Genomic DNA, 26,303 nt, shown 5'->3' with positions numbered 1-26,303 from the left:
TTCCTAGTGAGAATCATTAGAGTGCTCAGATTGTTTTTGATTGTCTTCTGTCTTCACATTTTCAAACGGATCTGATTTGGAGTGCGGAGATTTCGGCTCCCAGCCTAATCTTTCGCGTGCTTTTACGGCGTATTCCGCATCATTTCCATGATTGACGTATTTCAGATGCGTAGATGAAAACGTCATCTCATCCACATTCTGAGGAAGCATCAGTTCATCATACTTGCTCTTCGTCAGCTTTGGAGCTTCTTTTTGCGTTTTCTGCACCCACTCATTGAAGTCGCTTTGAGATACCGCTTTGACGTCAAATGTCTGTTCCGCAAACCCTTCGCCTGTGAAGTTTGCGTTGCGGCCTTTATATGTTCCTTCATGATCTGCCTGCAGGTATTGCTCCATTTCCATTCCGGACATCGCATATTTCTGTCCGCCAAGCTGCGGAATCCATAGTGATGCCATAGAATCGGCAGATGAAATTTTAAACAAAATCGGTCGGTCTGTCGGGATATTCAAGTAGTTGACCGTTTCAATATCCTGTTCAGGATAGCTGAATACCCATTTCCAATCGACAGATGTAGCATAAACAACCAAAGGTTCTTTATCCTTTGATGCTTTTGGAGCCTCTTCTAGAGAATAAATTGTTTGAACTGTCGGCACAGACAGCGCAATGACAATTAAAATCGGAACCACTGTCCAGACAATTTCTAAAAACGTATTGCCTTCCACTTCCGGACTGTATGGTGACTTTCGGTCTTTGCGTTCACGGTATTTGACGATCATGACCGTAAAAAGGACAAAAACGACCGCTACGATAAACAGCATAAATCCAATCGATAATAAAATAAGATCTCTTTGCTGTGAAGCAACCGGCCCCTTAGGATCTAATACCGCAATTTGACTGCAGCCACCCAATAAAAATACAGATGAAAGCAGTGCAAGCAGAATCAGTGGCTTGAATGCTCTGAACAAGAGGATCACCATCCTTCCTTAATGATGCATAAAATTTGGTCAGAATATCTAGATAAAAGGATTCTGAAACTTTTTCTTCTACCTTGCTATGCTATCAAAATCTTCACCAATTAGCCTTATTTTTTTCGAAAGTTCACCTTTTTTTCACCCAAATGTCATAAAATCGTCAAATTTTGTCCATAATAATATGAATAACGGAGGAAATTTGTTGGTAATTTTTTAGTTCTTTTTACATAGAAAGCAAGCATTGGTAATTGGTTTCCAACGGGGGCGATCTGTCAAATTTAGGTTTATCAAAATAAAAAAGTTTGGTTTATCATTGATTTAATCATGTTAAACCATTTCTGGATTCATGACCATCCTTCTTTCACATTCCCGCATGTTCATTTCCACAAACAAAAAAGAGCTTTCAAGTTTGAAAGCTCTTAAAACTGATTGACTCTTCAACAAATGCGAGAATTGCAGAGCGCTTATTGCCCTAGATTTAAAAACCGCTTACTTGCCGTCCGACACCGCTTCTTTTTTGGACCGGTAGCCGTCGGGGTGTTCTTTAAACCAATTCCACGCGCTTTCAATAATCGTTTCCAAATCGGCGTACTTCGGCTTCCATTCAAGTTCGTCCATCGCTTTCTCTGAAGAGGCGATAAGCTGTGCCGGATCGCCAGCGCGCCGTTCGGCAATCTCGGCCGGAATCCGGCAGCCTGTTACTTTGCGGGCCGTCTCGACGACTTCTTTGACCGAAAAGCCCGTGCCGTTTCCCAGGTTGTAAACAGCGCTTTTGCCGCCGTCACGGAGCCTTTCCACCGCAAGGATATGCGCATCGACCAGATCCATCACATGGATATAATCCCTGATACACGTCCCGTCCGGCGTCGGATAGTCGTCCCCGAAGATCATGATTTTGTCCCGTTTGCCCAGTGCAACCTGAAGAATGATCGGGATGAGGTGTGTTTCAGGCTGATGGTCTTCTCCAATCAGCCCCTTGAGATGGGCCCCGGCTACGTTGAAATAGCGCAGTACAACATGACGGATGCCGTACGCTTTTTCCGACCACTTGAGCATTTTTTCAATGGCGAGCTTTGTTTCTCCATACGGATTTGTCGGATCTGTCACGTCCGTCTCCATAATGGGAACCCGGTCAGGCTCCCCGTATGTAGCGGCAGTTGATGAAAAGACGATTTTCTTCACATCAAACGCCCTCATCACCTCAAGCAGGCAGACAGCTCCGTAAACATTGTTATCGTAATATTTGAGCGGTTCTGTCACGCTTTCCCCAACCAATGAGTCGGCGGCAAAATGCATGACCGCTTCGATCTCGTTTTCCTGAAACACGTTTTTCAGAAACGCTTTATCACGCAAATCTCCTTTATAAAAAGCGGCTCCGGAAAGCGCCGCCTCCTCATGCCCTGTTTGCAGATTATCGATAATGACGACTTCCTCACCGCGCTCCAACAGCTCTGCCACAGCATGACTGCCGATGTAGCCCGCACCTCCGCATACTAAAATTGCCAACTTCTCTCTCTCCTTTTCAGTTCAAACTTTGTCTTAAATATGGCATGCCTATGATTCTCCCCGCAATAGATCAAACACTTCATTTTCAGAGAATTCGATTTCCAAGCAAACATATACATATCGTTAAAAACCAGGCGACTTCATTTTACCATTTTCCAGCTTTTCCAGCCTTTGTTGTCAAAATATTTTCACAAAAACAACACCCGTCTTCGCGTGTTCCAATTTATTACTCTGTTAGAATAGTTCGGATTTTCCTCCAAAATCGAGTAACACCCTTGGAAAAGAAGCTTGTTTTTGTCCAAATTCTATACTTTTCTCTCTCGTTTTGAAAACAAAGTTCTTTTTTTCCACTTAATGATCATTTAAAGTAGTATGATCGGATTACCCTCTTTTGATCCCACTTCTCATATAAGCAAAAAGAACCCTTTCGCCAAATCGCTGCCTGAATCTCTTAATCCCTTGCTGCTTGTGGATTTACCTCTATTAAATTGATCTTTTTCAGCTCTTTTTTCACTATTATTTTTTGAATATTCAAAGGATACTCGGCTGCAATTGAGAAATTCTTAATAGGGAAAAGTAATCATTTTTATTTGAATACTATCCAGTCAGTAATTGATTGTTTATTATTATAAGTAAGAATCTAAGATTTTTTGGTTTTTTTAGTCAGTTATTTAGGGAATAGGTAGGTTGAATCGATCTGCCTTTGTGAACTTTTTATGAAATTTGTCATTGTTTTCACATGGGTGTTGTTTTATAACTTTGATACATCTCAAGGCAAAAATAAGGTTTTCCTTGGGATGAACAACGTCTTATCATATTGGAGGAATCTATGAATACTCAAACGAAACACAAGCTGGACAAAGATTGGGTGATTTTGATGAAGGAGGCGAAAAAACTGGGGCTGCATGTCGAAGATGTTAAAGATTTTCTTCGCGCTCAGCGCAAACAAGGAGAAGCTGACAGAAAGCTGAGACAGTAGGGCTTTACCAATCCACAAAACAGGCGGTTCTGTAGAATCTTGAAATTTTCGAGATGATCCAGCCGGCTGTTTTCAAAGAGTGTTTAAAAATTTGATAACGACGTATGTTTACAAGCACAACTGATGCATGTGCATCAGTTTGTATTTGATATAAAAAAGAACAGCTGGCTTTTTCAGCTGCACTTCATTAAAGCATTGATAGTACGCCTCAAAGGGCACTCACTGTCAATGCTGGCCCTCTACATTCTAAAGGGATGCCGGGAGGCCGCAGCTCTTACTGCCCTCTGTAACATGCGGCATGCCCGCTCTTGCTGCACCTCACCGATTGTATTCTCCACATTGCCGAAAAAGCAATCTCCCTAAACCGGACCCAGAGTTTTGGAGAAATCCTTAATCACACATTAAAATCGGATTTTTCGATGATAAAAATCTAAAATATCAATTTTACTGATTGTAAGTCCTCATTATAAACTGAAATAGAATTCACAACAGGAGGTAAGTTTATATGGGGATTGCAGTCATCTGCGGAAGTTCGCGTAAAGGCGGAAATACCGAAGCGCTTGTTGATCTGTTAATAGACGGCCTTGATGCCGACAAGATCTGTTTGCACGACTACCATATCGAGAGTGTACAGGATTACAGGCATGTTGAAGCGCGGCCGTTTTATCCTGACGACGACTACAGAGAGCTGATCAACAAAGTTTTGGAAAATGACATCGTCGTTTTCGCCACTCCAATCTACTGGTTCGGCATGTCAGGGCGGATGAAATATTTCATTGACCGCTGGTCACAAACATTAATTGAAATGGGAAGAGATCAGTTCAAACAGCAAATGTCGGCGAAAACGGCATATGTCATTGCTGTCGGTGATGATGAGCCTCACATCAAAGTGCTTCCTCTCATTCAGCAATTTCAATATATCTTTGATTTTGTGGGCATGGCATTTGGCGGTTATATCATCGGCAAAGGAAATCGCCCCGGCTCCGTTTTGAACGATTCTGCCGCACTTTTTTCCGCAAACGAGCTTCGGCAAAAGCTGATGGAAACAACAAAGAGGGAGATGGAATGAAAAGAGAACAACCGAAGAGCCGCCGCGCTTTATGGAGGAAATATTTCATGGAAATCGTCAGGTCTTTCATCTTATATAAATAAGGGGCATGTGAAATTCGAAGAATAAAACCAGAGCTTGTTACATACCTTTGTTGTATCTTTTCAGACAATTATGAAGGAGGATGCAACAATGAAAAAAGCCGAAATAGATTACAGCAGAGCTGCGGCTTCTCCCGCGTTCCAGCAGCTGTTAAAGCAAAAGCGGGCTTTTATCGTGCCGATGACGATTTTCTTTCTGCTCTTTTATTTTCTTCTGCCGATCATGACATCCTATTTTACATTTTTGAATCGTCCTGCGGTGGGTGCCATTACCTGGGCGTGGGTGTTTGCGATTGCCCAGTTTGCCATGACCTGGACGCTCTGTACTCTCTACATGAAAAAAGCCGATCGGTTTGACAAGATGGCTGAAGACTTTAAAAAGGAATTTGGAGGAGTTGAATCATGAGCAGCACGGCCTTTATTTTGTTTCTTGCGATTGTAGGCCTCACCCTTGTCATCACATATTTTGCGGCGAAGCGGACCAAAACGGCAAATGAGTTTTATACAGCAGGAGGGGGACTGACCGGTCTTCAAAACGGACTGGCCATTGCTGGAGATTATATGTCGGCGGCTTCTTTTCTTGGAATCGCGGGAATGATTGCGCTGAACGGCTTTGACGGATTTTTTTACAGCATCGGATTTCTTGTCGCTTATCTAGTTGTTCTTTATATCGTGGCCGAGCCGCTTAGAAACCTCGGGAAATTTACGATGGCTGATATGATCGCCTCCCGGTTCAAGCAAAAGAAAATCCGGGGTGTCGCAGCATTGAACACGATTGCCATCTCAACATTCTATATGATCGCACAGCTTGTCGGCGCCGGAGCACTCATCAAGCTTCTGCTTGGCATCGACTATACGCTGGCCGTCTGCATTGTCGGCGTTTTAATGACGATATACGTTGTATTCGGAGGAATGATCGCGACAAGCTGGGTGCAGATCATTAAAGCGGTCCTTTTAATGGCCGGAACACTCATCATATCGATACTCGTTTTCTCAAAATTCGGATTCAGCCTCACAAACATGTTTGAGCACATGAAAACGGCCACGCCGCTCGGTGCGGATTTCTTAAATCCGGGGAATAAATACAAGGTTCCTCTTGAAACGCTTTCTCTCAACTTGGCGCTCGTTCTCGGCACGGCGGGGCTTCCCCACATCCTCATCCGGTTTTATACGGTGAAAGATGCCAAAACGGCAAGAAAATCGGTTATTTCCGCTACATGGATTATCGGTATATTTTATATTATGACGGTGTTTCTCGGTTTTGGTGCTGCCGCATTTGTCGGTTTTGAAAACATTTTAGCTGCGGATAAAGCGGGGAATATGGCTGCGCCGCTCTTGGCTCAGGCGCTTGGAGGAGATTTCTTGTTCGCCTTTATCTCAGCGATCGCCTTCGCCACGATTTTAGCGGTTGTCACAGGATTGGTGCTTTCGGCGGCGTCCGCCTTTGCCCATGATATCTACAGCCAGATTATTAGAAAAGGGGCAGCGACGGAAAAAGAGCAAATGATCGCCGCAAGGTGGGCCTCCATCGGTGTATCTGTGCTTTCGATCCTGCTGGCTGTCTTTGCTCAGTCGCTGAATGTCGCGTTTCTTGTATCACTGGCGTTCGCGGTGGCGGCAAGCGCCAACCTCCCGCTGATTGTTTTCACTGTTTTCTGGAAGCGATTCAATACGGCCGGTGCTTTAACTGGAAGTTTGACCGGTCTTCTGAGCGCGCTGATTCTCGTCTCCATCAGCCCGAGTGTTTGGGATCCGGCCGGAAATGCCATCTTTATCGGCGACCCGCTGATCCCGATTTCAAATCCGGGAATTATCTCGATTCCGCTCGGCTTTTTAGGAGCTTATCTCGGAACCGTTTTATCTTCCAAAGCCTCTGATCAGGATGCATTTGAAGAGATCAAGGTTAAAGCGCATACTGGTATCCATATGGACCGGTCGTAAACATTTGAGCGGCCCGGCCGCAGGTTTTCGGCTACATCCGAAAGCGCGCCAGCCGCTCATTCAATGATTTTGTCTTTCGATAGACATCCCGGTAAATTTGAAACAGCTCCTGATACCGCCCGCTGAATGCTCTGCGGGGGGTAAACGTCTCTTTGACATGAACAAATTGTCCGGCGCATGATTCAAGTGTCGGAAACCAGCCGCACCCGACCGCGGCGAGCATCGCCGCCCCAAAAGCCGGTCCTTGTTCGCTTGTCAGTCTGATGATCTCGGCATTAAAAATGTCGGCTTGAATTTGCAGCCATTTTTCGCTTTTCGCGCCTCCGCCGATGGAAATGATGCGGCTGATTTCTTTACCGCCTGCACGAAATTGCTCAATGCTCTCATGGAGGGAAAATGTAATCCCTTCAATGACGGCCCTGACAAAATCTGCCCTCTTATGAGAACTGTCCATCCCGATGAAGCTGGCGCGAATATCAGCGTCTGCATGAGGAGTTCTTTCTCCGGAAAGATATGGCGTAAACAACAGTCCCCCTGCTCCCGGTTGTGAGTCATCCAGTTCGCTGATTAAGGAATCAAATGACAGGTGTTCAGCGAATACATCCTTGAACCAGCTGAGGCTCTGACCGGCTGAAAGCGTCACTCCCATTGAATAATACGCCTTGGGAGCAGCGTGATTAAAAAAGTGTATATTCCCGTTAAACTCTTGCACCGGGTCACTTTCATAGGTGAGGACGACCCCTGATGTGCCGATGCTGCACAAAGCATCACCTTCCTTTAAAATTCCGGCGCCAACGGCTCCGCAGGCATTGTCCGCCCCGCCGGCGAACACTTTAGTATGGCTTGAAAGCCCGGTCTCCGCTGCAAATTCAGGAGTGAGACAGCCGACGAAGGCGCCCGATTCCACCAGCTCGGGACAAATGGATTCGGGTATTCCAAGCCCGCTGCAAATCTCTTTGCTCCATGTTTTATGCTTTACATCAAGCAGAAGCGTCCCGGCAGCATCTGAATATTCGCTGTGAATGCGGCCCGTCATTCTGAATCTGACATAATCCTTCGGCAACAAAAAGACGGCTGCCTTTTCAAACAGTTCCTTTTCGTGTTCCTTTACCCACAAGAGCTTCGGAAGGGTGAATCCTTCAAGGGCCGGATTTTTGACAAGCTTCAGCAGCCGCTCTTTTCCGATCACATCTTCAATCTGCCGGCACTGCTCTGTCGTCCGGGTGTCATTCCATAAAATCGCGTTTCGCAATACTTTTCCTTCCCGGTTTAAAAGGACCAAACCGTGCATCTGTCCGGAAAAGCTGATGCCTTTAATCTGCTCTGCTTCAACGCTGGACTTTTCGACCAATTCCTTAATGGCTTCCTTCGTTTTTTCCGTCCATTCGTTTGGGTCCTGTTCAGAGCAGCCTGAATGCGGCTGTATGATTGAAAACGGCCTTGAGGCCTCTCCACACAATACTCCGATTTGATTGACAAGTATGACTTTTACCGCGCTTGTGCCAAGATCGGCCCCGATGACATATTCCACTACTGTTTCTCCTTTCCTGCCGGCGTTTCGCGCAAAACGTTTAATAAATAGCGGTTAACTGTCGCTTTCAAATGTTCCTGGCGGCCGGATAGGTTTTCAATCCGATCATTCTCAAGCGCATATGCGGCAAGCTTTTTTAGATCGGCCCGTCCTTCTGCAATGTCCAGACCGATGCCATCCGTATAACTGTTGTAGCGCTTTTCGACCATCCGTTCGAGAACTTTGTCCTCCAAAAGCCGGTGAGCGACTTTCAGTCCGATCGCATACGTATCCATCCCGGCAATGTGGCCGAGAAATAGATCTTCATCCGCAAATGAGGCCCGCCTTACCTTGGCGTCAAAATTGATGCCCCCTGTTTTGAAGCCTCCCGCTTTCAGTATTTCATACATCGCCAAAACAGCAGAGTACAAATCCGTCGGGAATTCATCAGTATCCCAGCCCAAAAGCAGATCCCCCTGATTCGCATCAATCGAGCCGAGCATGTCGTGAAGCGCAGCCACTCTGAGCTCATGCTCAAACGTATGTCCTGCCAATGTGGCGTGATTCGCTTCCAAATTCAATTTGAAATGGTCTTTTAAATCATACGTTTCCAGAAAAGCAATCGATGTTGCCGCGTCAAAATCGTATTGATGCTTTGTCGGCTCTTTCGGCTTTGGCTCAATCAAAAATTGGCCGTTAAAACCGATTTCTTCAGCATAATCAACCGCCATTCTGTAAAAGTGCGCCAAATGATCCAGCTCACGCTTCATATCTGTATTGAGCAATGTTTCATAGCCTTCCCTGCCGCCCCAGAACACATAATTTTCCGCGCCGAGCTCTTTGGCGATCTCCAGCCCTTTTTTCACCATTGCCGCGGCGCGTGCATAAACATCCGCATTGCAGGAGGTTGCCGCGCCATGGACATACCTTGGATGTGTAAACATATTGGCTGTATTCCACAACAATTTAACACCGGTTGACTCCATCATTTCTTTTAAAAAGGAGGTCATTTTATCCAAGTATATAAACGTTTCCCGCAAGGAATCGCCTTCATCAACGACATCCACATCATGAAAACAGAAATAGGGAACGCCGAGCTTCTCAAAAAATTCAAAAGCCGCTTCAGCCCGGGCCTTTGCTTTATCTAAAGGATGTGTCAGCCGGTTCCACGAACGGCTCATTGTCGCATCGCCGAAAGGGTCCTTCCCGTCCGCAGCAAACGTATGCCAATAGGCAACAGCAAAACGGAGATGTTCTTCCATCGTTTTGCCGCCGACACGTTCTTCAGGATTGTAATACTTATACGCGTATGGATGCTCCGAATCTGCGCCTTCATATTTGACCTTGCCTACCTCTTTAAAAAACATGTCCGATCTCCCCCTTATTTTTCCTCTGGAAGTTTGTTTACCCATTAAACTAACTTTTATACTTTTATCTTACAAGATAAATTAAACGCTTTCAATTGGTAATGTTAGAAAAAATTGAGTTTTTAAAATTTGTTATACTATAATAAAAAAGATACATACCATTGCAAAAGAGAGTGATCGTCATTGAATACCGCGGACCAAGCCCTTGTCAAAAAAATGAATAAAGCGCTGATTCTTGAACAGATCATCGCCAATGCCCCCATCTCAAGGGCAAAGCTTTCGGAAATAACGGGGTTAAATAAGGCAACCGTTTCCTCCCAGGTATCTTCCCTGCTGCAAAAGGACATCATTTTTGAAACCGGCCGCGGAGAATCGAGCGGCGGCAGACGGCCTGTGATGCTGAAATTCAACCGCAAAGCGGGGTTTGCGGTCGGCGTCGATATCGGCACGGACTACATCATCGTCGTATTAACTGACCTTGAAGGTAACATTATCGAACAGTATGAACGGGTTCTCGATGAAGAAGACATAACGGCGACAGAACAGGCGCTGATCGAACTGATCGGTTTGGCCATTGACAAGATGCCGCCCTCCCCATACGGCCTGACGGGGATCGGCGTCTGTGTTCCCGGCTTGGTTGACAATGACGAGCGTGTGGTGTTCACGCCAAATAAACCGATACATCTGATTGAATTGAAGAGGCTGCTGGAAGAACATTTCGATGTTCCTGTTTTGATCGAAAATGAAGCAAACGCGGGAGCCGTTGGTGAAAAAGAGTATGGTGAAGCAGGAGATTTGAAACATGCGATTTTTGTGAGTATCAATGCCGGCATCGGGCTGGGGATTTTGATGAACGGCAGGCTCTTTCGAGGTGTTGAAGGGTTTTCCGGAGAAGCGGGGCACATGTCGATCGACTTTAATGGTCCGGCGTGCCGATGTGGAAACAAAGGCTGCTGGGAGTTATACGCGTCAGAAAAAGCCGTTTTTTCACCCTACCTCAAAAATGGAGAGACACCGCTCTATCAAACGGTCAAAGAGCTCGCCGGGCGCCGGGACCCGAACATCCTGAAGACGTTCGAAACCTTCGGGTTCTATATCGGTGTGGGACTGCTCAATATCATCAAAACGCTGAATCCCGACACCATTATTTTGCGAAATACGATTGTTGAATCCCATCCGGAGATTGTCGACTCGATTAAGAAAACCATTTCATCTCGAAGCAAAAAAGAGGCGCTGACCGGCTATCGCTTACAAATCTCCTCACTCGGCCGCATCGCCTCCTCCCTGGGCGTATCATCGATTGTCATCGAACGCTTTCTGGAAACGGTTTATGAATGAAAGCTTTTGACGGCGGCTTCATGCAAAAAGCGCAAATCCCCGGCTAGGAATTTGCGCTTTTTTTGACGGATTTCACTTTTGCATGCAACGCTTCGGCAGCCGCTTTTGGATCGGCGGCCTTGCTGATGGCGCTGATGATGCTGATGCCGTCGGCGCCGGCTTCTATAACTGGTGCACAGTTTTCTATCGTGATGCCGCCGATAGCGACCACAGGAATTTCAATGCCTTGTCTCTGGATTTCGCTGATCAGCTTGACGCCCTGAACGGCTTTGGCGTCAAGCTTCGTTTCCGTCTGATAAACCGGCCCTGCACCGATGTAATCGGCGCCGTCTTGTTCGGCTTTGATGACTTCTTCGATGGTATGAGCGGACACGCCGAGAATTTTGTCCCCGATGCGGGCGCGGACGTCGGCGGCCTTTTCGTCATCCTGGCCGATGTGCACACCATCGGCACCAAGCTCAAGGGCGAGATCGACATCATCGTTGATGATAAACGGGACGCCGCCCTTGCGGCAAATCGCCTGGACTTGTCGGGCAAAAGCCTTTCGATCTTCGCCTTGCAGCGCTCCTTTTCCTTTTTCTCGAAATTGAAAAAGAGTGGCCCCGCCTTTTAAAGCAGATTCGATCACTGTTAAAGGGTCCTTCTCCGTATTATTGGAGCCCATTATAAAATAGACAGAAAGAAGATCTTTCATCGTTTGCCTTGCCACTTGTGCCATCACGATTTCACCTCTCTGATGATCGCCCGCTGCTCGATGTCTTTCGAGACTACAGCAGCAAGCTGGTTTAAAAATTCAATCTGGAAGCTTCCCGGCCCTTGATGAGCGGTTTTTTCCGCCGCCAACTCCGCGGCCAGGCCATAGAAAGCGGCAGCTGCTACAGCGGCCTTGCAATGATCCTTTTCAACCGCGCAAAAGGCACCAATGACAGAGGTGAACAGACACCCTGTTCCTGTTACCTTTGTCAGAAGCTCATGGCCATTGCCCACTGTATAGACCCTTGTCCCGTCGGTCACGACATCCTCCGCACCGGTCATGACTACGACCGTGTTCCAGGCTTTAGCCGCCTTTTTTGCCAGGCCGATCCTGTCGCCGCCATCTTCTCCGGCGTCCACCCCTTTTATCGCCCAGTCTTCACCAAGTGTATTGGCGATTTCCGCAGCGTTGCCCCTGATGAGAGAAACGTTTACCTTGCGCATGATCCGCTGAGCAGATGACGTTCGGAACGGCGTCGCCCCCGCTCCGACAGGATCAAGAATGACGGGAACCCCATGTTCATTTGCAGATTGGCCCGCAATGATCATCGATTCGACAGACTCCAGGCTGAGCGTACCGATATTCAGCACAAGAGCGCCGGCGATCTTCGCCATGTCCGCCGCCTCTTCCCTCGCATAAGCCATCACCGGTGAGGCGCCGAGAGACAGCAGGCCGTTTGCTGTAAAGTTTGTGACGACATTGTTGGTCATGTTGTGAACGAGCGGCTTTTGTTTTCTGACTCGTTCTATTCCTTTTGAGGCATCTTGTTGATTCATTTTACTTCATCCCTTTCTGCTTCTGAATGACTCCATATATACGATTTTGTATGGTCAATCCAAGCCCTGGCCGCGAATGAAAGGTAGCGGTCCTTTCTCCAGATGACAGCGACGTGCCACGGAATGGAAGGCCTGATCAGGGGAATGATCTTCACCCTTTCCGGATCAAGATCCCGGCAGATTCTTTCAGGCAGAAGCCCGATTCCAAGATTCGCCGAGACCATTTCACTGATAAAATCCCATTGTGATGTTTCATAAATCACATTCGGCTGAAAGCCCGCTTTCAAACATGCTGTAATGATCCGTTCATGAAGGACAAAGTCTTCCCGAAAAAAAATAAACGGTTCTTCGCTCAATTGTTGAAGCTCGATTTCTTTTGCATCAGCAAAACGGTGTGAAGGATGAACGATCAGCATCAGGTTTTCTTTTACAATTGTAAATGAATGAAAAATTTCTTCCTTTGCCGGCAGGACAACGACGCCGATGTCAAGCGAGCCATCTTCCACACCTTCCTGCACTTTCACAGACCCGTGCTCGACAAGCTGAAAGGTGACATTCGGATATTTGTCTCTGAAATCCCCGATGACTTTCGGGAAAAAACCGGAGCCGATCATCGGCGGCAACCCGATTCGCACATGTCCTTTTTTGACATCCATTAAATCATTCAGCTCTGAAGTTAAATTTTGAAACGACTTGGTGATCTCCTGGGCCTGCACATACATGCTTTGGCCGGCATCCGTCAGTTCGATCTGCCGTCCGCGCCTGTAAAACAGCTCAATTCCGAGCTCTTCTTCAAGATTTTTGATCATTTTTGAAATCGTCGGCTGTGAGATGTATAAGGACTGAGCGGCTTTTGTAAAGCTTTTCAGACGGGCGACCTCTAAAAAGTAGGTTAGGTGGCGTATGTCCATTCGTTTGACATCCTTTCAGAGCTTTTCGATGCTTGTTTTTCATTTATCTCATATTTTAAACCAAATTTCATATTTTCTGCACCCCCGTCCCCTTGCCACTGCCATATAAAAAAACGCCGCCGGCAAACCGGCAGCGCTTATTTTCTGGCAATCGCTTGATCTTGTTTCTTCAAGCTATCCACATTTGAGCGGGTGTCTTCAATATTTTTATCGACAGCCTCTTTGTATTGCTTGATCATGTCGTGTATGGTGCCTTCCCGTTCAAGCCATTTTTTTGTAAAGTCAAGGTTGTTTTGGCCGAGATCCCCGGCTGACGGGCCTTTTAGAGAAACGGAGTCAAGCGCGCTTTTCACTTGATCCAGCTGTTTCATGACCGCTGCATGATTCAGTTTAATTGTCTTACTCATTTCAACCACCCTTTTAAACCATTGATTGTACTGTGCAGCGCATCGACGGCTTCCTCTCCCTTTTCAAGCAGAAAGTCCGCCCGGTCCGCCGACCAGCTCGCGGCATCAACCGCTCCTTTTTCAGCGTCCAAAGCAAATATCTTTAAATCGATTTTATGAATATACCGTTCATAATCATCGTTAAATATTCTGTACATCACCGTGTGCGCTTCATGACGTGCTTCATCGAAATCGGCTGCCCGGCTTCCGGTCCACGATTTGTCAAGGCTCGGACGCAAAATCTGTCTGATTTCTTCAATGCCGAGGTTTTGTTCCTTTTCAACTTCCCGCTTTGCCTTCTTAAGCCGGGAAATTTGTTCTTCCAGCTCGGCCGCTTTATGCGAGAGGACACCGTGTATTTTTTCCAGCGTGCCTGAGTAGTCCATTGTTTGTCACCTCTGAAATTGCAGTATTGATTTTCGGGCTGTTAAACCATCTTTTACATAGATTCACATCTTTTACTTGACTTTGCGCACATTTCCAATATTTATAGTTTAAGTCGAAAAGCATGGATGTTGAATAGGCTTTAAATACTGTTTTTAGGGATTTGTACACAGCATCTCGCCCACCCTTTTGAGGATTCAATGGATTATGACCGTTCTTTCCTGAGTCAATCAGAGGGCTCCGCTTGTCGGGACAAGTCCAATGGCATGGGGACTGAGAGGTTTGATTGTCACAGAAATCATCCCGGTCCATTCAGACAGCCGTTTTCTAATTTTAGTAAATAAACTGTTTCTTTCGCCCTGGTTTTTGCTTTTTTCACATAGACAAAATGAATAATGACTATTCTGTATATGTATTTTACCTATATCTTATTCTCCTGTACACTCTTGTTTAGAAAGGGGGATAATGACATGAAAACATTCATTAAAGGATTAGGTCAGGTCGCTCTTTTATTTTTATTTGCGCGTTTGATGAATCTGATTGTCGAGGTTCTTCATATAAAAATACCCGGAAGTATAATTGGTATCGTCGTGATCTTTGCGCTTCTCCATTTCAAGGTTATTAAGCTCGAATGGATTGAAATCGGCGCATTGTGGCTTCTTGCGGAGCTTCTTCTGTTCTTTGTCCCTTCCGCTGTGGGGATCATAAATTACGGAGATATTCTCAAGGAATTTGGAACAAGCATTATGCTCGTCGTTCTTCTCAGCACTTTTGTCGTCATGGTATCGACAGGAATGCTGACCCAAATGATTGCTAAAAGAAAGGAAAGGAAAAAAACATGCTCATCGGATGCATAAGCCTGATTGCTACAGTCTTGATTTATATGGGGGCGAAGGCGGTATATACCCGGCATCCAAAGGTATATGCTTCACCTTTATTGATCACGCCGCTGATCTTGGTCGGCCTTCTGCTTTTGATTAATGTACCTTTTGAAGCATACAACGCCGGCGGACGGCTGTTGACCGATATGCTGCAGCCCGCTACCGTGGCTTTTGCGATTCCGCTCTACAAATACTTTCCGATCCTAAAAAAATACGCTGTTGAAATCATGATTAATGTAACCATCGGCTGCTGCATCGCGATCCTGTCAACGGCCTTCATCGCAAAGCTGTTCAAGCTGAATGGAGACCTGATCGAGAGCCTCGTGCCAAGATCGGTGACGACTCCGATCGCGATGAGCGTGTCGGAAATGATCGGCGGCATGCCTCCGGTCACCGCCGTATTTGTCATTTTGACCGCTTTGTTCGGCTCAGTGATCGGACCGATGGTCATCCGCTATTTCCGGATCGACAATGAAATCGCAAGAGGCGTTCTCCTTGGAACAAGCGCCCACGGAGCCGGCACGTCAAAAGCGTTTGAGCTGAGTTCAGTGTCCGGAACCATCTCCAGCGTATCCATGATTTTGGCGGCGATCATTACGCTTTGCGCGGCACCGTTTTTGATTTCGCTTATTACAGTTTGAACCCGTCAAATATCAATTTAGGGGAATTGTTTATCGAAGACAAAATATCATAAATATTTTTCCAGATCGTTAAATCGTAAATTGGGTGAAAATCATTTCAGTTTTCACCCAATTTACTAGTAAAAAGCCATTTTATTGTTTGAAATGGCTTTTTTGATTACTATTTAACTTTTCTAACTGCCCTATCAAACTCTTCTTCAATCACTGCCGCCGGTTTTTTCGTCAACAGGCTGACGGCAATAATGACCGCCGTACAAACAATGAACCCTGGAATCATTTCATAGACAGGGGCAAAAGCGTCCACTTGTTCCCAGGCGATCACGGTCAGCGCGCCGGAGAGCATTCCTAGAAGCGCGCCCCATTTTGTCATCCTCTTCCAATACAGGCTCAACAGGACGACCGGACCGAATGCAGCGCCGAAGCCGGCCCATGCATAGCCGACAAGGTTCAGTATCGTTTCATTCGGGTTGAGCGCCATAATGAGGGCGATCAGCGAAATCGCGAGAACAGACAGCCTTCCGACAAGAACGAGTTCTTTATCAGATGCACCTTTCCGGATAAATGCTTTATAGAAGTCTTCTGTCAGGGCGCTTGATGTCACAAGAAGCTGTGATGAAATCGTGCTCATGACGGCCGCCAAAATCGATGCCAGCAAAAACCCGGTGATCATTGAAGGAAACAAAAGCTCGGAAAGTACGATAAAGATCGTTTCGGGATTCTTTAATGTTAAATGGTTCGCACTGAAATAAGCGATGCCGACGAGTCCCGTAAACATCGCTCCGCAGATTGAAAATATCATCCAGCCCATCCCGATTCTCCGCGCTCTTTTCATCTCTTTCACACTTGAAATCGCCATGAACCTGACAATGATATGGGGCTGTCCGAAATAACCGAGCCCCCATGCCAACAGCGACAGGATCCCGACCGCGGTCGTTCCCTTGAACGGCTGCAGCAGGCCGGGGTCCACAGAACGAACTTCCGAAAACGCGGGTGCGACTCCGCCCAATTGAACAAAAACGACAATCGGCATTAAGATGAGCGCGATAAACATAATGGTTCCTTGGACAAAATCCGTCCAACTGACCGCCAAAAAACCGCCGAAAAGCGTATAGAGGATAACCACGCCGGCCGTCAGCCAGATGCCGATCCGGTAATCGAGATGGAAGGCGGTTTTAAACAGTTCTCCTCCCGCGACCATTCCTGAAGATGTATAAAACGTAAAAAAGATAAGAATCACAAAAGCTGAGGTCACCCTTAAAATCCTTGAGCGATCTTTAAAACGATTTTCAAAATAATCGGGTATCGTGATGCTGTTGCCGGCCACTTCCGTATATGTTCTCAGCCTCGGGGCTACATACAGCCAATTCAAATAGGCTCCGATCGCCAGGCCGACGACAATCCAGCCGCTGCTGAGCCCGTTGACAAACATCGCTCCCGGAAGCCCCATCAAAAGCCAGCCGCTCATATCCGACGCTCCTGCGCTTAAAGCGGTGACGGCGGGGCCGAGATTTCTCCCCCCGAGCATATAATCATTCAAATTTGCTGTTCTCCGATAGGCAAAATATCCGATGAACAGCATTCCAGCCATGTAAATACCTATCGATATCAAAACTCCGTAATCCATAACTTCCCCCTATTCAGTTTTTCGTATTATCAATATACATGATTCATCCGCCAACAGGTATCGTTTTTTATCACGATTCTTTTGAAATTTCGTGGTAAGCGCAATGAAAAAAGCCCGCCGGAGCGGGCTTTTGTCTTATTTTTTCCGAATTCTATTCTCCAATCACCGGGACGATCGCAAAAGGCATAGCAAATCCCCCATGATGATCGCCGAGAAAATTTCATGTCATTCACCAGCGGCGAATCCGCAAAAAGACAACTTTTAAATAATTGCCTTCGGGATAGCTTTTCAACGTCTTAAAGTCCTCAGGCAAGGAATGTTCTTCCAGAATCGTGTAGCTCGTCCCCGTTTCTTTGCATGCCGAATCAATGAAGCTTTTGAACTTTTTCATTCCGAATGCGCTGCTGTTTGTTGAAGCGACAATAACCCCTTGGTTTTTTGTAATTTGGATCGTTTCTTTTAACAGATTTTTATAATCCTTTGCCGCGCTGAACGTATGCTTTTTCGTTCTTGCAAAAGATGGAGGGTCAAGAATCACCAGGTCAAAACTGATTTGTTTTTTCGCGGCGTATTGAAAGTAGCGAAACACATCCATTACTTTGATGTCATGAGCTTCAAAATCCAGACCGTTGACGCTGAACTGCTCGATCGTCCGGTTTAAGCTCCGGTTGGCCACATCGACACTTGTTGTTTTTTCGGCGCCTCCGAGGGCTGCGGCGACGGAAAAAGCACCGGTATATGAGAATGTGTTCAGCACGGTTTTCCCTTCGGCATACCGGTCCCTTATCGATTTGCGGACATGACGCTGGTCAAGGAACACGCCCGTCATGGCGCCGTCATTGAGATAAACGGCAAAATGGATGCCGTTTTCCTTCACGATAATCGGAAATTCTCCTCGCGTTCCTTTGACAAAATCGTCATCTTCGAGATACTGCCCGGCTTCATCAAACCGCTTTTTCTCATAGACGGCTTTATAGTCGACAAGCTCGTCAAGTGCGGAGATGATCATTTCCTTAAACGTATAAATCCCCTTGCTGTACCACTGAAGCAAATAATATCCATCATAGTAATCGATCGTGAAGCCGCCGATTCCGTCTCCTTCACCGTTAAATAAACGAAAGGCCGTCGTTTCCGGATCCTGAAAGAGCGGCTCTCTTTCCTGAAAAGCCTTTGCCAGTCTGCCGAGAAAGAAGCTTTTATCGACCGGCTCGTTCCGATTTTGCGTCAGCACCCATCCGATCCCTTTGTTTTGTTCTCCGTAATAGCCTTTCCCCAGGAAAGCTCCATTTTCATCGAAAATTTCAATCAGCTCTCCTTCTGTCAAATGGCCGACTTCCGAAAGGACGGCATCTTTTGAAATCAAGGGATAGCCTTTTTTCATCTTCGCCGCGTAGCTGTGTTTTATTTTTAGCGTCTTCATTGTGTTCAGTCCTTCTATTAAAGTCTTGTTCTATCCTACCATAACGCTTTGTTCATCTTCCTATACATGATAGCGGAATTTCCCTCCCGAAAAAATTGACGGATATTTCAGACTCTTCTATGATGATAAGAAAAAAGGAGGTATCCTAAAGGTGGCAAGAATCGACCACATAGGACTGATGGTGAAGGACATTGAGGCATCGATCGCTTTTTACCAAGATATGATCGGTATGACATTGAAAGGGAGAATGACGCACACAAACGGCGTCATGAAACTCGCTTTTTTAGGCTTTGAGAACAGAGACGAGACAGAGCTTGAACTGATCGAGGGATATAACGACAACCTTCCCCAGGAAGGAAAAGTTCATCATTTTGCCGTCTCGACCGATGATATCGAGGCTGAATTCGCTCGCGCAAAAGGCGCCGGCATCAAGCTGATGGAAGATGAGATCACCGTATTGCCGAACGGCTTCCGCTATTTTTTTCTTTTTGGCCCCGAAGGAGAAATGGTTGAGTTTTTTCAAAGAACATAACCGGGACGCGGCTTATCGCCGTTTCCGGTCTTTATCGAACGCGGAAAGCCGGCTGCTGTTTTTCGATAAACCTTTTGATGTTTTGATAGGTCACCTCTTCGATACGCCTGATGCTCTCAAACGTAGCGCCGCCGATATGCGCCGTGCAAATGACATTGCCGAGACCGGTGATCCGGGCAGCCGGCGGTTCGGTTTCAAAGACGTCCAATGCTGCGCCCCTGATCTGTTTTTGTTCAAGCGCTTGAATAAGCGCGCTTTCGTCCACCACTTCTCCGCGGGCAATGTTGATCAGGTACGCGGTTTTCTTCATTTTTGCCAGTTTTTCTTGATTGATCAAATGATAGGTGGCAGGTCTCAATGATGTGCTGATACATACAAAGTCCGATTTTGCCAGGAGATCGTCAAGCTCGGCGAACCGTACATTCAGCCGTTTGGCTGCATTGTAGTCTTTGTATGTGCCGTACGCCAAAACGTTCATATTAAACCCGGAAGCCCGCCTTGCAACCTTTTTGCCGATTTCCCCAAAACCGATAAGCCCCAGCGTTTTTCCATCGAGCTCATAACCCATCGCCGATTGCCATAAGCCGGCTTTGACTGCGGCGTTTGACTGCGGGATCGAACGGGCGCCAGACAGCAGAAGACCGAATGCCAAATCGGCGACTGCCGAGGCATTTTGGCCGGGTGCATTCGTGACGAGAATTCCTTTTTCGTTTGCATATTCCACATCAATATTGTCGATTCCCGCGCCGAATTTCATGATATACCGGAGTCCCGGAGCGGCGTCGATCAGCTCCCGGTCCGCTTTTTCAACGCCGGCGATATAAATATGGACATCCTTGATATGAGTCAGTAAATCCTGTCTCATCAACCGATTTGAATCCAAAAACATAAATTCGGCGCCGAGCTGTTCGATCCTTTCTTTCAACCGCGGCGCTGCGCGGTAAAACAGTCCGTTAAGCGTCAACAGCACTTTAAGCAAAAGCTCTCCTCCATTCATCAGGAATTTTCCCGACCAGAAAAATGCTTGTTTCCGATGAAAGGAAACAAGCGAATATGGGGATACGTCAGGGTTTGTTGTCATTATATCGATTCATCCTGGGATTTAAAAAGAAGATTGGCATGTTAGCTGACATGGTTTTTAGACAACTTGTCCGTCTGGTTAAAGGCCGTGGACTGCAAATATTTAAAATATTGACGGGTGTACGGGTGTGAGGTTTGTGAATTCCAAGGCTTGTTTCCGCCGCAGAAATGAACGATTGCGGGATTTGCCCTTGTTTCCATATAGCGCTTTTGATCGATGAGAGAAGCCGGTGTTTTTTCTTTTAACATAATGTGTGTTTGGGCGTTCCACCTCGGATGAAGTTCGAGCCACTGATCATAAAGAATCGCGTTCAGCGCGTCCTGGTCATGAAACACAAACATGTCTTCATCGTTGTTATTGATAAACTCGATGACTTTTTTCGAAATGTCGTTTTTTCTCCAAGCTTCCATATCGATGATCATTAAGCCCGAGTTAAAATATTTTGCTTCATCGCTGATGTTCATCTTTTTCAGCCGTTCATGCTGGCCTGCATCTTCAACCGCCGCCGCGAAATAAGGTGAAATGTCCTTGTCCCACAACTTCGATATATCCTCTAACACTAAGGCGTCGCAGTCGACATAGATCATTCGTTTAACGGATTCGTCATCAATCAGATCGGGAATGGAAATTCGATAGTAAGCCGCTTTTGTAATATGGCTGCTTTCGACCGCTTTGTCATACTGGCTTTTTTCCACATTAAGAAATGTAATAGGAGCCCCGAATCGGAGGGTCGTCTCTTCCAGCCGCTTTTTATTCTCCGGTTCAATCCCTCCGTCGATGACATACAGTTTCACATCGCGCCTCTGATCCATATTCGTCAGCAATGATGCGAACAACACGCTTAAATGCTGTGCGTAGTTATTGTCTGTACAAGAAATAATATGCATGGTTCGGTCGCTTTTCATATGTCTTCCATCTCCTTTTCTTTTTTTGTTCTATTCCCTTTCTTCAAAAAATAAACACCGTCGATAGGCCGAAAAAAAAAGGATCATGCAAGATCCTCAGATTGTATGGCGTCTATTTTGGCTATCTTTTGACAAGAAGCTGCTTTAAATAAAAGTAAGGATAGCCAACAATAATGAGCGGGGCTGCTAACGCAAGGAGTATCCATGAGCCTGAGTGACTGTCTCTAATGACTCCAATGAATATACAAGTACCGATGAGAAAATATAATAAAGCACCTAAAAACCAATACATATTCATTCCTCTTTTTCTTTACACGTGTTCTTGGATTGACTATTTTTGTTTCGATGCTTGTCTGTTTTTTCGTTCGCATTGCTTAATCGATCAGGGCACTGATTTTTTAACACTTTCTCAGTTCTGATTCCTTTTCTTTTTAATGATAGAATGATGAGATCAATCGATTTCAATGTTGATCATTCCTTCAATGAATAGTGAGTTCCTCATTATTTTAAATGTAAATTTGGAAAGATAATACGTACATAAAGGCAGAATGTATATGTACGTTTGGGCAATGATCATATGTTGGGAACATCTAATGGTTCAATGCACCTTGGTATTGTTGTGTTCCTTTTCTTCCTATAAAATGATTGGATAAATGTATGTTGCACGTTCAATGAAATGGGATCGATTTTCATTAGTCTCTTTTCGGTTAAACTGTTAAAGGAAGTGGATGAGGTTTGCTGATAAGGAATCCTTTCAAAGAAAAGTACTACTCACATGATAGGCGGGCATTAAATATGCTTGCGCTCAGAGTGCCGGGCCTGGCTTTTATTCTCATGATCTATGTAGCCTCTATCGTGCTGCAATTTCTGAATGGGAGCTGGTCCATTTTATTGCTTAATGTGTTTACAGTATTGACCGCCATCTTTGTTTTGCTGCATTGGCACTCATATCGCTGGGTTAAGAAAAGGGTGATTCTGTACTTCATAGTACAAGGTCTGATCACTTTTACACTTGCTAATATCATGCCTGGCTTCTTAGTGCTGATCATCATTGGCCTTTATGCATTTTTGATTGGACAGATTATAGGAATGGCAGACAGAAGAAAGACGTTCCTCATCCTTTATTTATTGCTTCTGCTGTCAATCAATGTAGTATATCAGATTCACAAAGGTGAATATTTGCATTTTCTTGTCATAGCAGTACCTATTATGATCGTGACTATCACATATGCCGCTACATTTTTTTCCCAAGTCGATGAAAAGATAAAAGCGCAGCTGACTCTTGAAAGGCTGGAGCTGGCTCATCAGCAGGTAGAACAGCTGACGCTGCAAAACGAGAGACAGCGTATGGCCCGGGACTTACACGATACGCTTGCTCAAGGGCTGGTCAGTTTAAATATGCAGCTGGACGCTATTCATGTTCATCTCGCCAAAGACAACACAGAGAGAGCAAAAGAAATCGTTCAACAATCTATGAATAGAGTGAAAAGCACATTAGCTGATGCACGTTCAGCGATTGACGATCTGCGCAGCAAATCAGAAGAAATCGGTTTTTTAAAAGAAAGAATTACCTCATTAATGGATCATTTTCAAGAGTCGACAGGCATGGCTTGTTTTTTAGACTACAGATTAGATCAAGTGCCGGACGTTCGAACAGCTGAAAACTGTTATTACATCATTGGAGAATGCATAGCGAATGCAGCAAAGCATGCTGAAGCAGAAACAATCTCGGTATCCATTTGGGACGATGATAAGCAGAGGCTCCATTTAACTGTCAAGGACAATGGCAAAGGATTTGATGTTGAAAAGGGCAAGAAAAAGAGAGGACATTATGGGCTTCTCGGCATAGAAGAACGCGTCAGAGCAATGAAAGGCCAATTCAATATAAAGAGTAAAAAATCTATAGGAACACAAATTGAGATTACTGTACCAATTCAGGGAGAGATGCAAAATGAATAAGGTTTTAATCGTTGATGACCATCTTGTCGTGAGGGAAGGTCTGAAGCTTTTAATTGAAACGAATGATCACTACATCATCATAGGAGAGGCAGAAAATGGCAAAGCAGCAGTCCGCCTTGCAGATGAATTAAAACCGGATATTATTCTCATGGATTTGTATATGCCAGAGATGAGCGGGTTAGAAGCCATTAAACTAATAAAAGAAAAACACGACATCCCCATCATTATTTTGACTACGTATAATGAAGATCACTTAATGATCGAAGGAATTGAATTAGGGGCGAAAGGATATCTATTGAAGGATACAAGTTCAGAAACCCTTTTTCATACGATGGATGCAGCAATAAGAGGAAACGTGCTATTGCAGCCTGATATCTTAAAACGTCTGCAAGAAATCCAATTAGAGCGGATGAAGAAGCAGCACAGTGATACACAGCTGACAGAAAAGGAAGTCATTGTTCTAAAAGCCATTGCCAAAGGGCTTAAAAGCAAAGCGATTGCCTTTGATTTGGGTGTCTCTGAGCGAACAGTAAAGTCTAGACTAACGTCCATTTACAATAAATTAGGCGCGAATTCAAGAACTGAAGCAGTGACGATTGCCATGCAAAGAGGTATTCTGACATTAGACTAATAATATCAAATTTGAAATTTGCCCAAACGTACATGTCCGAATGTACGTTTTTTTTATTTCATTGTCCACTACAATGAGAAGGAATATGATCAAGCAATGTGTTGAAAGGAGATTATCATGTCAAAAATGTTATATAAATTAGGAGGATGGGTTGCTCGCAATCGCTTAAAAGTTATATGCGCGTGGATCGTTGTGTTAGTTGCATCGATAGGCCTTGCAACCACATTAAAACCAAGTTTTTCTGAGGATATGTCCATACCTGACACACCTTCGGAAAAAGCGATGGATGTCATTCAAAAAGAATTTCCTCACGGCCCTGATAAAGGGAGCATACGGGTGATTTTCGGTGCTGAAGATGGAGAGAAACTGACTGCAGAGTCAGCCAAAAAAGCAATCGAAAATACGTTAAAGGAAATCGATAAAGATGGTTCTGTTGACTCGATTGCAAGTCCTTTTGTGACAGGAACAATCGCGAAAGATGGCACAGTTGCCTATGCTGATATCAAGTATAAAACATCAGCAGATGATATAAAAGATGACTCTATCAAACACTTAAAAGACAGTTTGAAAGTGGCTGATGATGAGGGATTGCAAACGGAGCTAAGCGGAGATGTACCGGGAGCTGAGATGGAGATAGGCGGTATCTCTGAAATTGTCGGCATTATTTTGGCCTTTGTCGTTTTGGCCATTACGTTTGGCTCTTTATTAATAGCAGGTTTGCCGATTTTAACAGCACTGATTGGATTAGGTGTAAGTATTGGACTCGTTTTGATTGGGACACAAGTATTCGATATTGCTTCCGTCAGTCTTTCATTGGCCGGAATGATCGGCCTTGCAGTTGGGATTGATTATGCTTTATTTATTTTTACGAAGCACCGCCAGTTTTTAGGCGAAGGTATACAAAAAAATGAATCCATTGCGAGAGCTGCAGGAACAGCTGGGAGTGCAGTCGTTTTTGCCGGACTTACTGTTATCGTCGCACTTTGCGGATTGACTGTCGTTAACATTCCTTTTATGTCTGCAATGGGGCTGACAGCAGGGCTTAGTGTACTGATGGCTGTTCTCGCTTCCATCACGCTTGTGCCTGCCGTCTTGTCGATAGCAGGGAAACGGATGGTTCCGAAAGCAAACAAGAACAAAGAAAAACAAAGCGCTGAAACAAATGGCTGGGGACGCTTTGTCACAAAAAATCCTATCATGCTAAGTGTATGCAGCATTCTTATTTTGCTCGTTATTAGTATCCCATCTATGCATTTGGAGCTGGGCTTGCCTGATGCAGGGATGAAAGCGAAGGATAATCCAGATCGCCGGGCTTATGACTTGCTTGCCGACGGTTTTGGAGAAGGATTTAATGGTCAATTAACAATCGTAGCGGATGCCAGAAGTGTGACAGAAAATAAAGCGGAAGCCTTCGCAGACGCAGTGAAAGAAATAAAGGAACTAGACCATGTAGCGAGTGTCACTCCTGCAATGCCTAATAAAAAAGGGAACTTTGCCATCATTACGGTCGTTCCTGAAACAGGTCCAAATGATGCAGCAACGAAGGATTTGGTAAAAGATGTACGCAGCTTATCAGATAAAAATGGGATAGATTTGCTCGTCACTGGATCGACCGCAGTGAATATTGATATTTCAGATCGCCTTAATGATGCGATACCGGTGTTTGCTGTACTCATTGTTGGTTTTGCGTTTGTATTGCTGACAATCGTATTCCGTTCGTTGCTTGTGCCTCTTGTCGCGGTTGCAGGTTTCATTTTGACGATGACAGCCACTCTTGGAGTCTGTGTATTTGTCTTACAAGACGGAAATCTCATCGACTTGTTCCAAATACCTGAAAAAGGACCGATACTCGCCTTCCTGCCGATTTTATCCATTGGGATTCTGTTCGGATTAGCGATGGATTATCAAGTATTCCTTGTAAGCAGAATGCGCGAAGAATATGTGAGAACAAAGAATCTAGTACAAGCGATTCAAGCTGGATTAAAACACAGCGGTCCTGTTGTCACCGCAGCCGGCCTGATCATGATATTCGTTTTTGCAGGATTTATCTTTGCTGGTGAAGCTTCTATTAAAGCCAACGGGTTGGCTCTTTCCTTTGGTGTGCTCTTTGATGCATTTATTGTACGAATGACACTGATTCCAAGTCTGATGAAGCTGATGGGGAATGCAGCCTGGTATTTGCCAAAATGGCTGGACAAGATGATTCCGAATGTAGACATAGAAGGACATCAACTCACGAAGGAAATACAGCCAGAAATCGATTATGAACAAAAGAAACAAATCAGTATGTAATAGAAAGCAGATCTTTTACGAGATCTGCTTTTTTGCTTCATATTCCTGATCATGCTGTGAACGATTCTATAGCCGTAATTAGAAGATAAAGTCGGTAGGTAAAAAAGGAGACACTTATGGCGCAATCACTCATTTTCGATATGAATGGAATTTTGTTTCAAATTGATCAAATTTTAGAATGATCATTAGTTGATGCTTTCGATTTTGTCTCACTTGGCCAATGGGATACGGCCACCCCTATATGGACGTTTATTTATAGAAAAGGTTTATCGCTAATATCAGCCATGGAAAAGGCGCATTATAT

At 45.2% G+C, this 26,303-nt stretch carries 26 protein-coding genes; 11 read left to right on the top strand and 15 right to left on the bottom strand.

Annotation, left to right across the window (positions count from 1 at the left end; genetic code table 11):
- Nucleotides 1-3: 3 nt before the first annotated feature.
- Nucleotides 4-975: a cytochrome aa3 quinol oxidase subunit II gene (gene qoxA, locus ACINLD_RS11635; RefSeq protein WP_142246070.1), complete on the bottom strand. Its 972-nt coding sequence runs from the start codon at nucleotides 973-975 to the stop codon at nucleotides 4-6.
- Nucleotides 976-1,461: 486 nt separating this feature from the next.
- On the bottom strand, nucleotides 1,462-2,478 hold the full coding sequence (gene galE / locus ACINLD_RS11630; protein WP_410206999.1) for a UDP-glucose 4-epimerase GalE: 1,017 nt from the start codon (nucleotides 2,476-2,478) through the stop codon (nucleotides 1,462-1,464).
- An 829-nt stretch (nucleotides 2,479-3,307) separates the two neighbouring features.
- Between galE and ACINLD_RS11625 the strand changes: the two genes are divergently transcribed.
- The 4 genes from ACINLD_RS11625 (at nucleotide 3,308) to ACINLD_RS11610 (ending at nucleotide 6,547) form a co-directional block, all read left to right on the top strand.
- The gene (locus tag ACINLD_RS11625; protein ID WP_035428549.1) at nucleotides 3,308-3,457 is read left to right on the top strand and encodes an anti-repressor SinI family protein; all 150 of its coding nucleotides are present in this window, start codon (nucleotides 3,308-3,310) and stop codon (nucleotides 3,455-3,457) included.
- Nucleotides 3,458-3,962: 505 nt separating this feature from the next.
- Nucleotides 3,963-4,526: a flavodoxin family protein gene (locus ACINLD_RS11620; RefSeq protein ID WP_026589181.1), complete on the top strand. Its 564-nt coding sequence runs from the start codon at nucleotides 3,963-3,965 to the stop codon at nucleotides 4,524-4,526.
- Between the two features lie 171 nt (nucleotides 4,527-4,697).
- Nucleotides 4,698-5,012, top strand: coding sequence for a DUF485 domain-containing protein (locus tag ACINLD_RS11615; protein WP_026589182.1), 315 nt, complete (start codon nucleotides 4,698-4,700; stop codon nucleotides 5,010-5,012).
- Nucleotides 5,009-6,547 (top strand): cation acetate symporter, encoded by a 1,539-nt coding sequence (locus ACINLD_RS11610; RefSeq protein WP_026589183.1) that lies wholly within the window; start codon nucleotides 5,009-5,011, stop codon nucleotides 6,545-6,547. The genes ACINLD_RS11615 and ACINLD_RS11610 overlap by 4 nt, the downstream gene beginning before the upstream one ends.
- 31 nt (nucleotides 6,548-6,578) lie before the next feature.
- On the opposite strand, the gene xylB is transcribed toward ACINLD_RS11610, so the two are convergent.
- Both xylB and xylA read right to left on the bottom strand, forming a co-directional pair.
- The gene (gene xylB, locus ACINLD_RS11605) at nucleotides 6,579-8,078 is read right to left on the bottom strand and encodes a xylulokinase (protein WP_409444375.1); all 1,500 of its coding nucleotides are present in this window, start codon (nucleotides 8,076-8,078) and stop codon (nucleotides 6,579-6,581) included.
- Nucleotides 8,078-9,424 carry a xylose isomerase gene (gene xylA / locus ACINLD_RS11600; protein ID WP_026589185.1) on the bottom strand — a complete coding sequence of 449 codons (1,347 nt, stop codon included), beginning with the start codon at nucleotides 9,422-9,424 and terminating at the stop codon, nucleotides 8,078-8,080. Before xylA ends, xylB begins: the two co-directional genes overlap by 1 nt.
- A 183-nt stretch (nucleotides 9,425-9,607) precedes the next feature.
- On the opposite strand from xylA, the gene ACINLD_RS11595 reads away from it, so the two are divergent.
- Nucleotides 9,608-10,762 carry an ROK family transcriptional regulator gene (locus ACINLD_RS11595; protein ID WP_026589186.1) on the top strand — a complete coding sequence of 385 codons (1,155 nt, stop codon included), beginning with the start codon at nucleotides 9,608-9,610 and terminating at the stop codon, nucleotides 10,760-10,762.
- 43 nt (nucleotides 10,763-10,805) lie between these two features.
- On the opposite strand, the gene thiE is transcribed toward ACINLD_RS11595, so the two are convergent.
- From thiE to ACINLD_RS11570, 5 genes are all read right to left on the bottom strand, one after another.
- The gene (gene thiE, locus ACINLD_RS11590) at nucleotides 10,806-11,480 is read right to left on the bottom strand and encodes a thiamine phosphate synthase (protein WP_410206998.1); all 675 of its coding nucleotides are present in this window, start codon (nucleotides 11,478-11,480) and stop codon (nucleotides 10,806-10,808) included.
- Complete coding sequence (gene thiM, locus ACINLD_RS11585) at nucleotides 11,480-12,292, bottom strand: hydroxyethylthiazole kinase (protein WP_409444376.1); 813 nt, start codon at nucleotides 12,290-12,292, stop codon at nucleotides 11,480-11,482. The genes thiE and thiM overlap by 1 nt, the downstream gene beginning before the upstream one ends.
- Nucleotides 12,289-13,203 (bottom strand): cidABC operon transcriptional activator CidR, encoded by a 915-nt coding sequence (cidR, locus tag ACINLD_RS11580; protein ID WP_409444377.1) that lies wholly within the window; start codon nucleotides 13,201-13,203, stop codon nucleotides 12,289-12,291. The genes thiM and cidR overlap by 4 nt, the downstream gene beginning before the upstream one ends.
- A 137-nt stretch (nucleotides 13,204-13,340) precedes the next feature.
- Entirely contained in the window at nucleotides 13,341-13,610 is a 270-nt protein-coding gene (locus ACINLD_RS11575; protein WP_410206997.1) for a YwqI/YxiC family protein, read from the bottom strand.
- On the bottom strand, nucleotides 13,607-14,035 hold the full coding sequence (locus ACINLD_RS11570) for a DUF5082 family protein (RefSeq protein ID WP_026589191.1): 429 nt from the start codon (nucleotides 14,033-14,035) through the stop codon (nucleotides 13,607-13,609). The genes ACINLD_RS11575 and ACINLD_RS11570 overlap by 4 nt, the downstream gene beginning before the upstream one ends.
- A gap of 468 nt (nucleotides 14,036-14,503) precedes the next feature.
- On the opposite strand from ACINLD_RS11570, the gene ACINLD_RS11565 reads away from it, so the two are divergent.
- Together ACINLD_RS11565 and ACINLD_RS11560 are read left to right on the top strand one after the other, a co-directional pair.
- A complete protein-coding gene (locus ACINLD_RS11565; RefSeq protein ID WP_026589192.1) occupies nucleotides 14,504-14,890 on the top strand; it encodes a CidA/LrgA family holin-like protein in 387 nt (128 codons plus the stop codon).
- Nucleotides 14,872-15,555, top strand: a complete 684-nt coding sequence (locus ACINLD_RS11560; RefSeq protein ID WP_026589193.1) for a CidB/LrgB family autolysis modulator — start codon at nucleotides 14,872-14,874, stop codon at nucleotides 15,553-15,555. The genes ACINLD_RS11565 and ACINLD_RS11560 overlap by 19 nt, the downstream gene beginning before the upstream one ends.
- Nucleotides 15,556-15,715: 160 nt before the next feature.
- On the opposite strand, the gene putP is transcribed toward ACINLD_RS11560, so the two are convergent.
- Nucleotides 15,716-17,179, bottom strand: a complete 1,464-nt coding sequence (gene putP / locus ACINLD_RS11555; protein ID WP_277691900.1) for a sodium/proline symporter PutP — start codon at nucleotides 17,177-17,179, stop codon at nucleotides 15,716-15,718.
- Between the two features lie 229 nt (nucleotides 17,180-17,408).
- Nucleotides 17,409-18,599, bottom strand: coding sequence for a class I SAM-dependent rRNA methyltransferase (locus ACINLD_RS11550; protein WP_026589195.1), 1,191 nt, complete (start codon nucleotides 18,597-18,599; stop codon nucleotides 17,409-17,411).
- Nucleotides 18,600-18,750: 151 nt separating this feature from the next.
- Here ACINLD_RS11550 and ACINLD_RS11545 point away from each other — a divergent pair, with 151 nt between their 5' ends.
- The gene (locus tag ACINLD_RS11545; RefSeq protein ID WP_409444379.1) at nucleotides 18,751-19,131 is read left to right on the top strand and encodes a VOC family protein; all 381 of its coding nucleotides are present in this window, start codon (nucleotides 18,751-18,753) and stop codon (nucleotides 19,129-19,131) included.
- Between the two features lie 31 nt (nucleotides 19,132-19,162).
- Here ACINLD_RS11545 and ACINLD_RS11540 read toward each other — a convergent pair whose 3' ends face one another.
- From ACINLD_RS11540 to ACINLD_RS11525, 4 genes are all read right to left on the bottom strand, one after another.
- Nucleotides 19,163-20,212: a phosphoglycerate dehydrogenase gene (locus ACINLD_RS11540; RefSeq protein WP_236251192.1), complete on the bottom strand. Its 1,050-nt coding sequence runs from the start codon at nucleotides 20,210-20,212 to the stop codon at nucleotides 19,163-19,165.
- Between the two features lie 41 nt (nucleotides 20,213-20,253).
- The gene (locus ACINLD_RS11535) at nucleotides 20,254-21,117 is read right to left on the bottom strand and encodes a glycosyltransferase family 8 protein (RefSeq protein ID WP_026589198.1); all 864 of its coding nucleotides are present in this window, start codon (nucleotides 21,115-21,117) and stop codon (nucleotides 20,254-20,256) included.
- A 121-nt stretch (nucleotides 21,118-21,238) separates the two neighbouring features.
- Nucleotides 21,239-21,415 (bottom strand): hypothetical protein, encoded by a 177-nt coding sequence (locus ACINLD_RS11530; RefSeq protein WP_142246069.1) that lies wholly within the window; start codon nucleotides 21,413-21,415, stop codon nucleotides 21,239-21,241.
- On the bottom strand, nucleotides 21,412-21,582 hold the full coding sequence (locus ACINLD_RS11525; RefSeq protein WP_142246068.1) for a hypothetical protein: 171 nt from the start codon (nucleotides 21,580-21,582) through the stop codon (nucleotides 21,412-21,414). The genes ACINLD_RS11530 and ACINLD_RS11525 overlap by 4 nt, the downstream gene beginning before the upstream one ends.
- Nucleotides 21,583-21,852: 270 nt before the next feature.
- On the opposite strand from ACINLD_RS11525, the gene ACINLD_RS11520 reads away from it, so the two are divergent.
- The 3 genes from ACINLD_RS11520 (at nucleotide 21,853) to ACINLD_RS11510 (ending at nucleotide 25,999) form a co-directional block, all read left to right on the top strand.
- The gene (locus tag ACINLD_RS11520; protein ID WP_277691904.1) at nucleotides 21,853-23,076 is read left to right on the top strand and encodes a sensor histidine kinase; all 1,224 of its coding nucleotides are present in this window, start codon (nucleotides 21,853-21,855) and stop codon (nucleotides 23,074-23,076) included.
- A complete protein-coding gene (gene ydfI, locus ACINLD_RS11515) occupies nucleotides 23,069-23,707 on the top strand; it encodes a two-component system response regulator YdfI (protein ID WP_077736002.1) in 639 nt (212 codons plus the stop codon). Before ACINLD_RS11520 ends, ydfI begins: the two co-directional genes overlap by 8 nt.
- Before the next feature lie 117 nt (nucleotides 23,708-23,824).
- Complete coding sequence (locus ACINLD_RS11510; protein ID WP_077736001.1) at nucleotides 23,825-25,999, top strand: MMPL family transporter; 2,175 nt, start codon at nucleotides 23,825-23,827, stop codon at nucleotides 25,997-25,999.
- Nucleotides 26,000-26,303: the final 304 nt, after the last annotated feature.

Source organism: Bacillus sp. z60-11, assembly GCF_046464135.1.
Taxonomy (GTDB): Bacteria; Bacillota; Bacilli; order Bacillales; family Bacillaceae; genus Bacillus; species Bacillus sonorensis_A.
This window is presented reverse-complemented; position numbering and strand designations above follow the sequence as displayed.

Excerpts from the sequence above, each read along its gene's own strand:
- ACINLD_RS11625 (WP_035428549.1), top strand. The coding sequence starts at position 3,308 with ATGAATACTCAAACGAAACACAAGCTGGACAAAGATTGGGTGATTTTG.
- ACINLD_RS11620 (WP_026589181.1), top strand. The coding sequence starts at position 3,963 with ATGGGGATTGCAGTCATCTGCGGAAGTTCGCGTAAAGGCGGAAATACC.
- ACINLD_RS11615 (WP_026589182.1), top strand. The coding sequence starts at position 4,698 with ATGAAAAAAGCCGAAATAGATTACAGCAGAGCTGCGGCTTCTCCCGCG.
- ACINLD_RS11610 (WP_026589183.1), top strand. The coding sequence starts at position 5,009 with ATGAGCAGCACGGCCTTTATTTTGTTTCTTGCGATTGTAGGCCTCACC.
- xylA (WP_026589185.1), bottom strand. The coding sequence starts at position 9,424 with ATGTTTTTTAAAGAGGTAGGCAAGGTCAAATATGAAGGCGCAGATTCG.
- thiE (WP_410206998.1), bottom strand. The coding sequence starts at position 11,480 with ATGGCACAAGTGGCAAGGCAAACGATGAAAGATCTTCTTTCTGTCTAT.
- thiM (WP_409444376.1), bottom strand. The coding sequence starts at position 12,292 with ATGAATCAACAAGATGCCTCAAAAGGAATAGAACGAGTCAGAAAACAA.
- cidR (WP_409444377.1), bottom strand. The coding sequence starts at position 13,203 with ATGGACATACGCCACCTAACCTACTTTTTAGAGGTCGCCCGTCTGAAA.
- ACINLD_RS11575 (WP_410206997.1), bottom strand. The coding sequence starts at position 13,610 with ATGAGTAAGACAATTAAACTGAATCATGCAGCGGTCATGAAACAGCTG.
- ACINLD_RS11570 (WP_026589191.1), bottom strand. The coding sequence starts at position 14,035 with ATGGACTACTCAGGCACGCTGGAAAAAATACACGGTGTCCTCTCGCAT.
- ACINLD_RS11565 (WP_026589192.1), top strand. The coding sequence starts at position 14,504 with ATGAAAACATTCATTAAAGGATTAGGTCAGGTCGCTCTTTTATTTTTA.
- ACINLD_RS11560 (WP_026589193.1), top strand. The coding sequence starts at position 14,872 with ATGCTCATCGGATGCATAAGCCTGATTGCTACAGTCTTGATTTATATG.
- putP (WP_277691900.1), bottom strand. The coding sequence starts at position 17,179 with ATGGATTACGGAGTTTTGATATCGATAGGTATTTACATGGCTGGAATG.
- ACINLD_RS11550 (WP_026589195.1), bottom strand. The coding sequence starts at position 18,599 with ATGAAGACGCTAAAAATAAAACACAGCTACGCGGCGAAGATGAAAAAA.
- ACINLD_RS11540 (WP_236251192.1), bottom strand. The coding sequence starts at position 20,212 with ATGACAACAAACCCTGACGTATCCCCATATTCGCTTGTTTCCTTTCAT.
- ACINLD_RS11535 (WP_026589198.1), bottom strand. The coding sequence starts at position 21,117 with ATGAAAAGCGACCGAACCATGCATATTATTTCTTGTACAGACAATAAC.
- ACINLD_RS11530 (WP_142246069.1), bottom strand. The coding sequence starts at position 21,415 with ATGAATATGTATTGGTTTTTAGGTGCTTTATTATATTTTCTCATCGGT.
- ydfI (WP_077736002.1), top strand. The coding sequence starts at position 23,069 with ATGAATAAGGTTTTAATCGTTGATGACCATCTTGTCGTGAGGGAAGGT.
- ACINLD_RS11510 (WP_077736001.1), top strand. The coding sequence starts at position 23,825 with ATGTCAAAAATGTTATATAAATTAGGAGGATGGGTTGCTCGCAATCGC.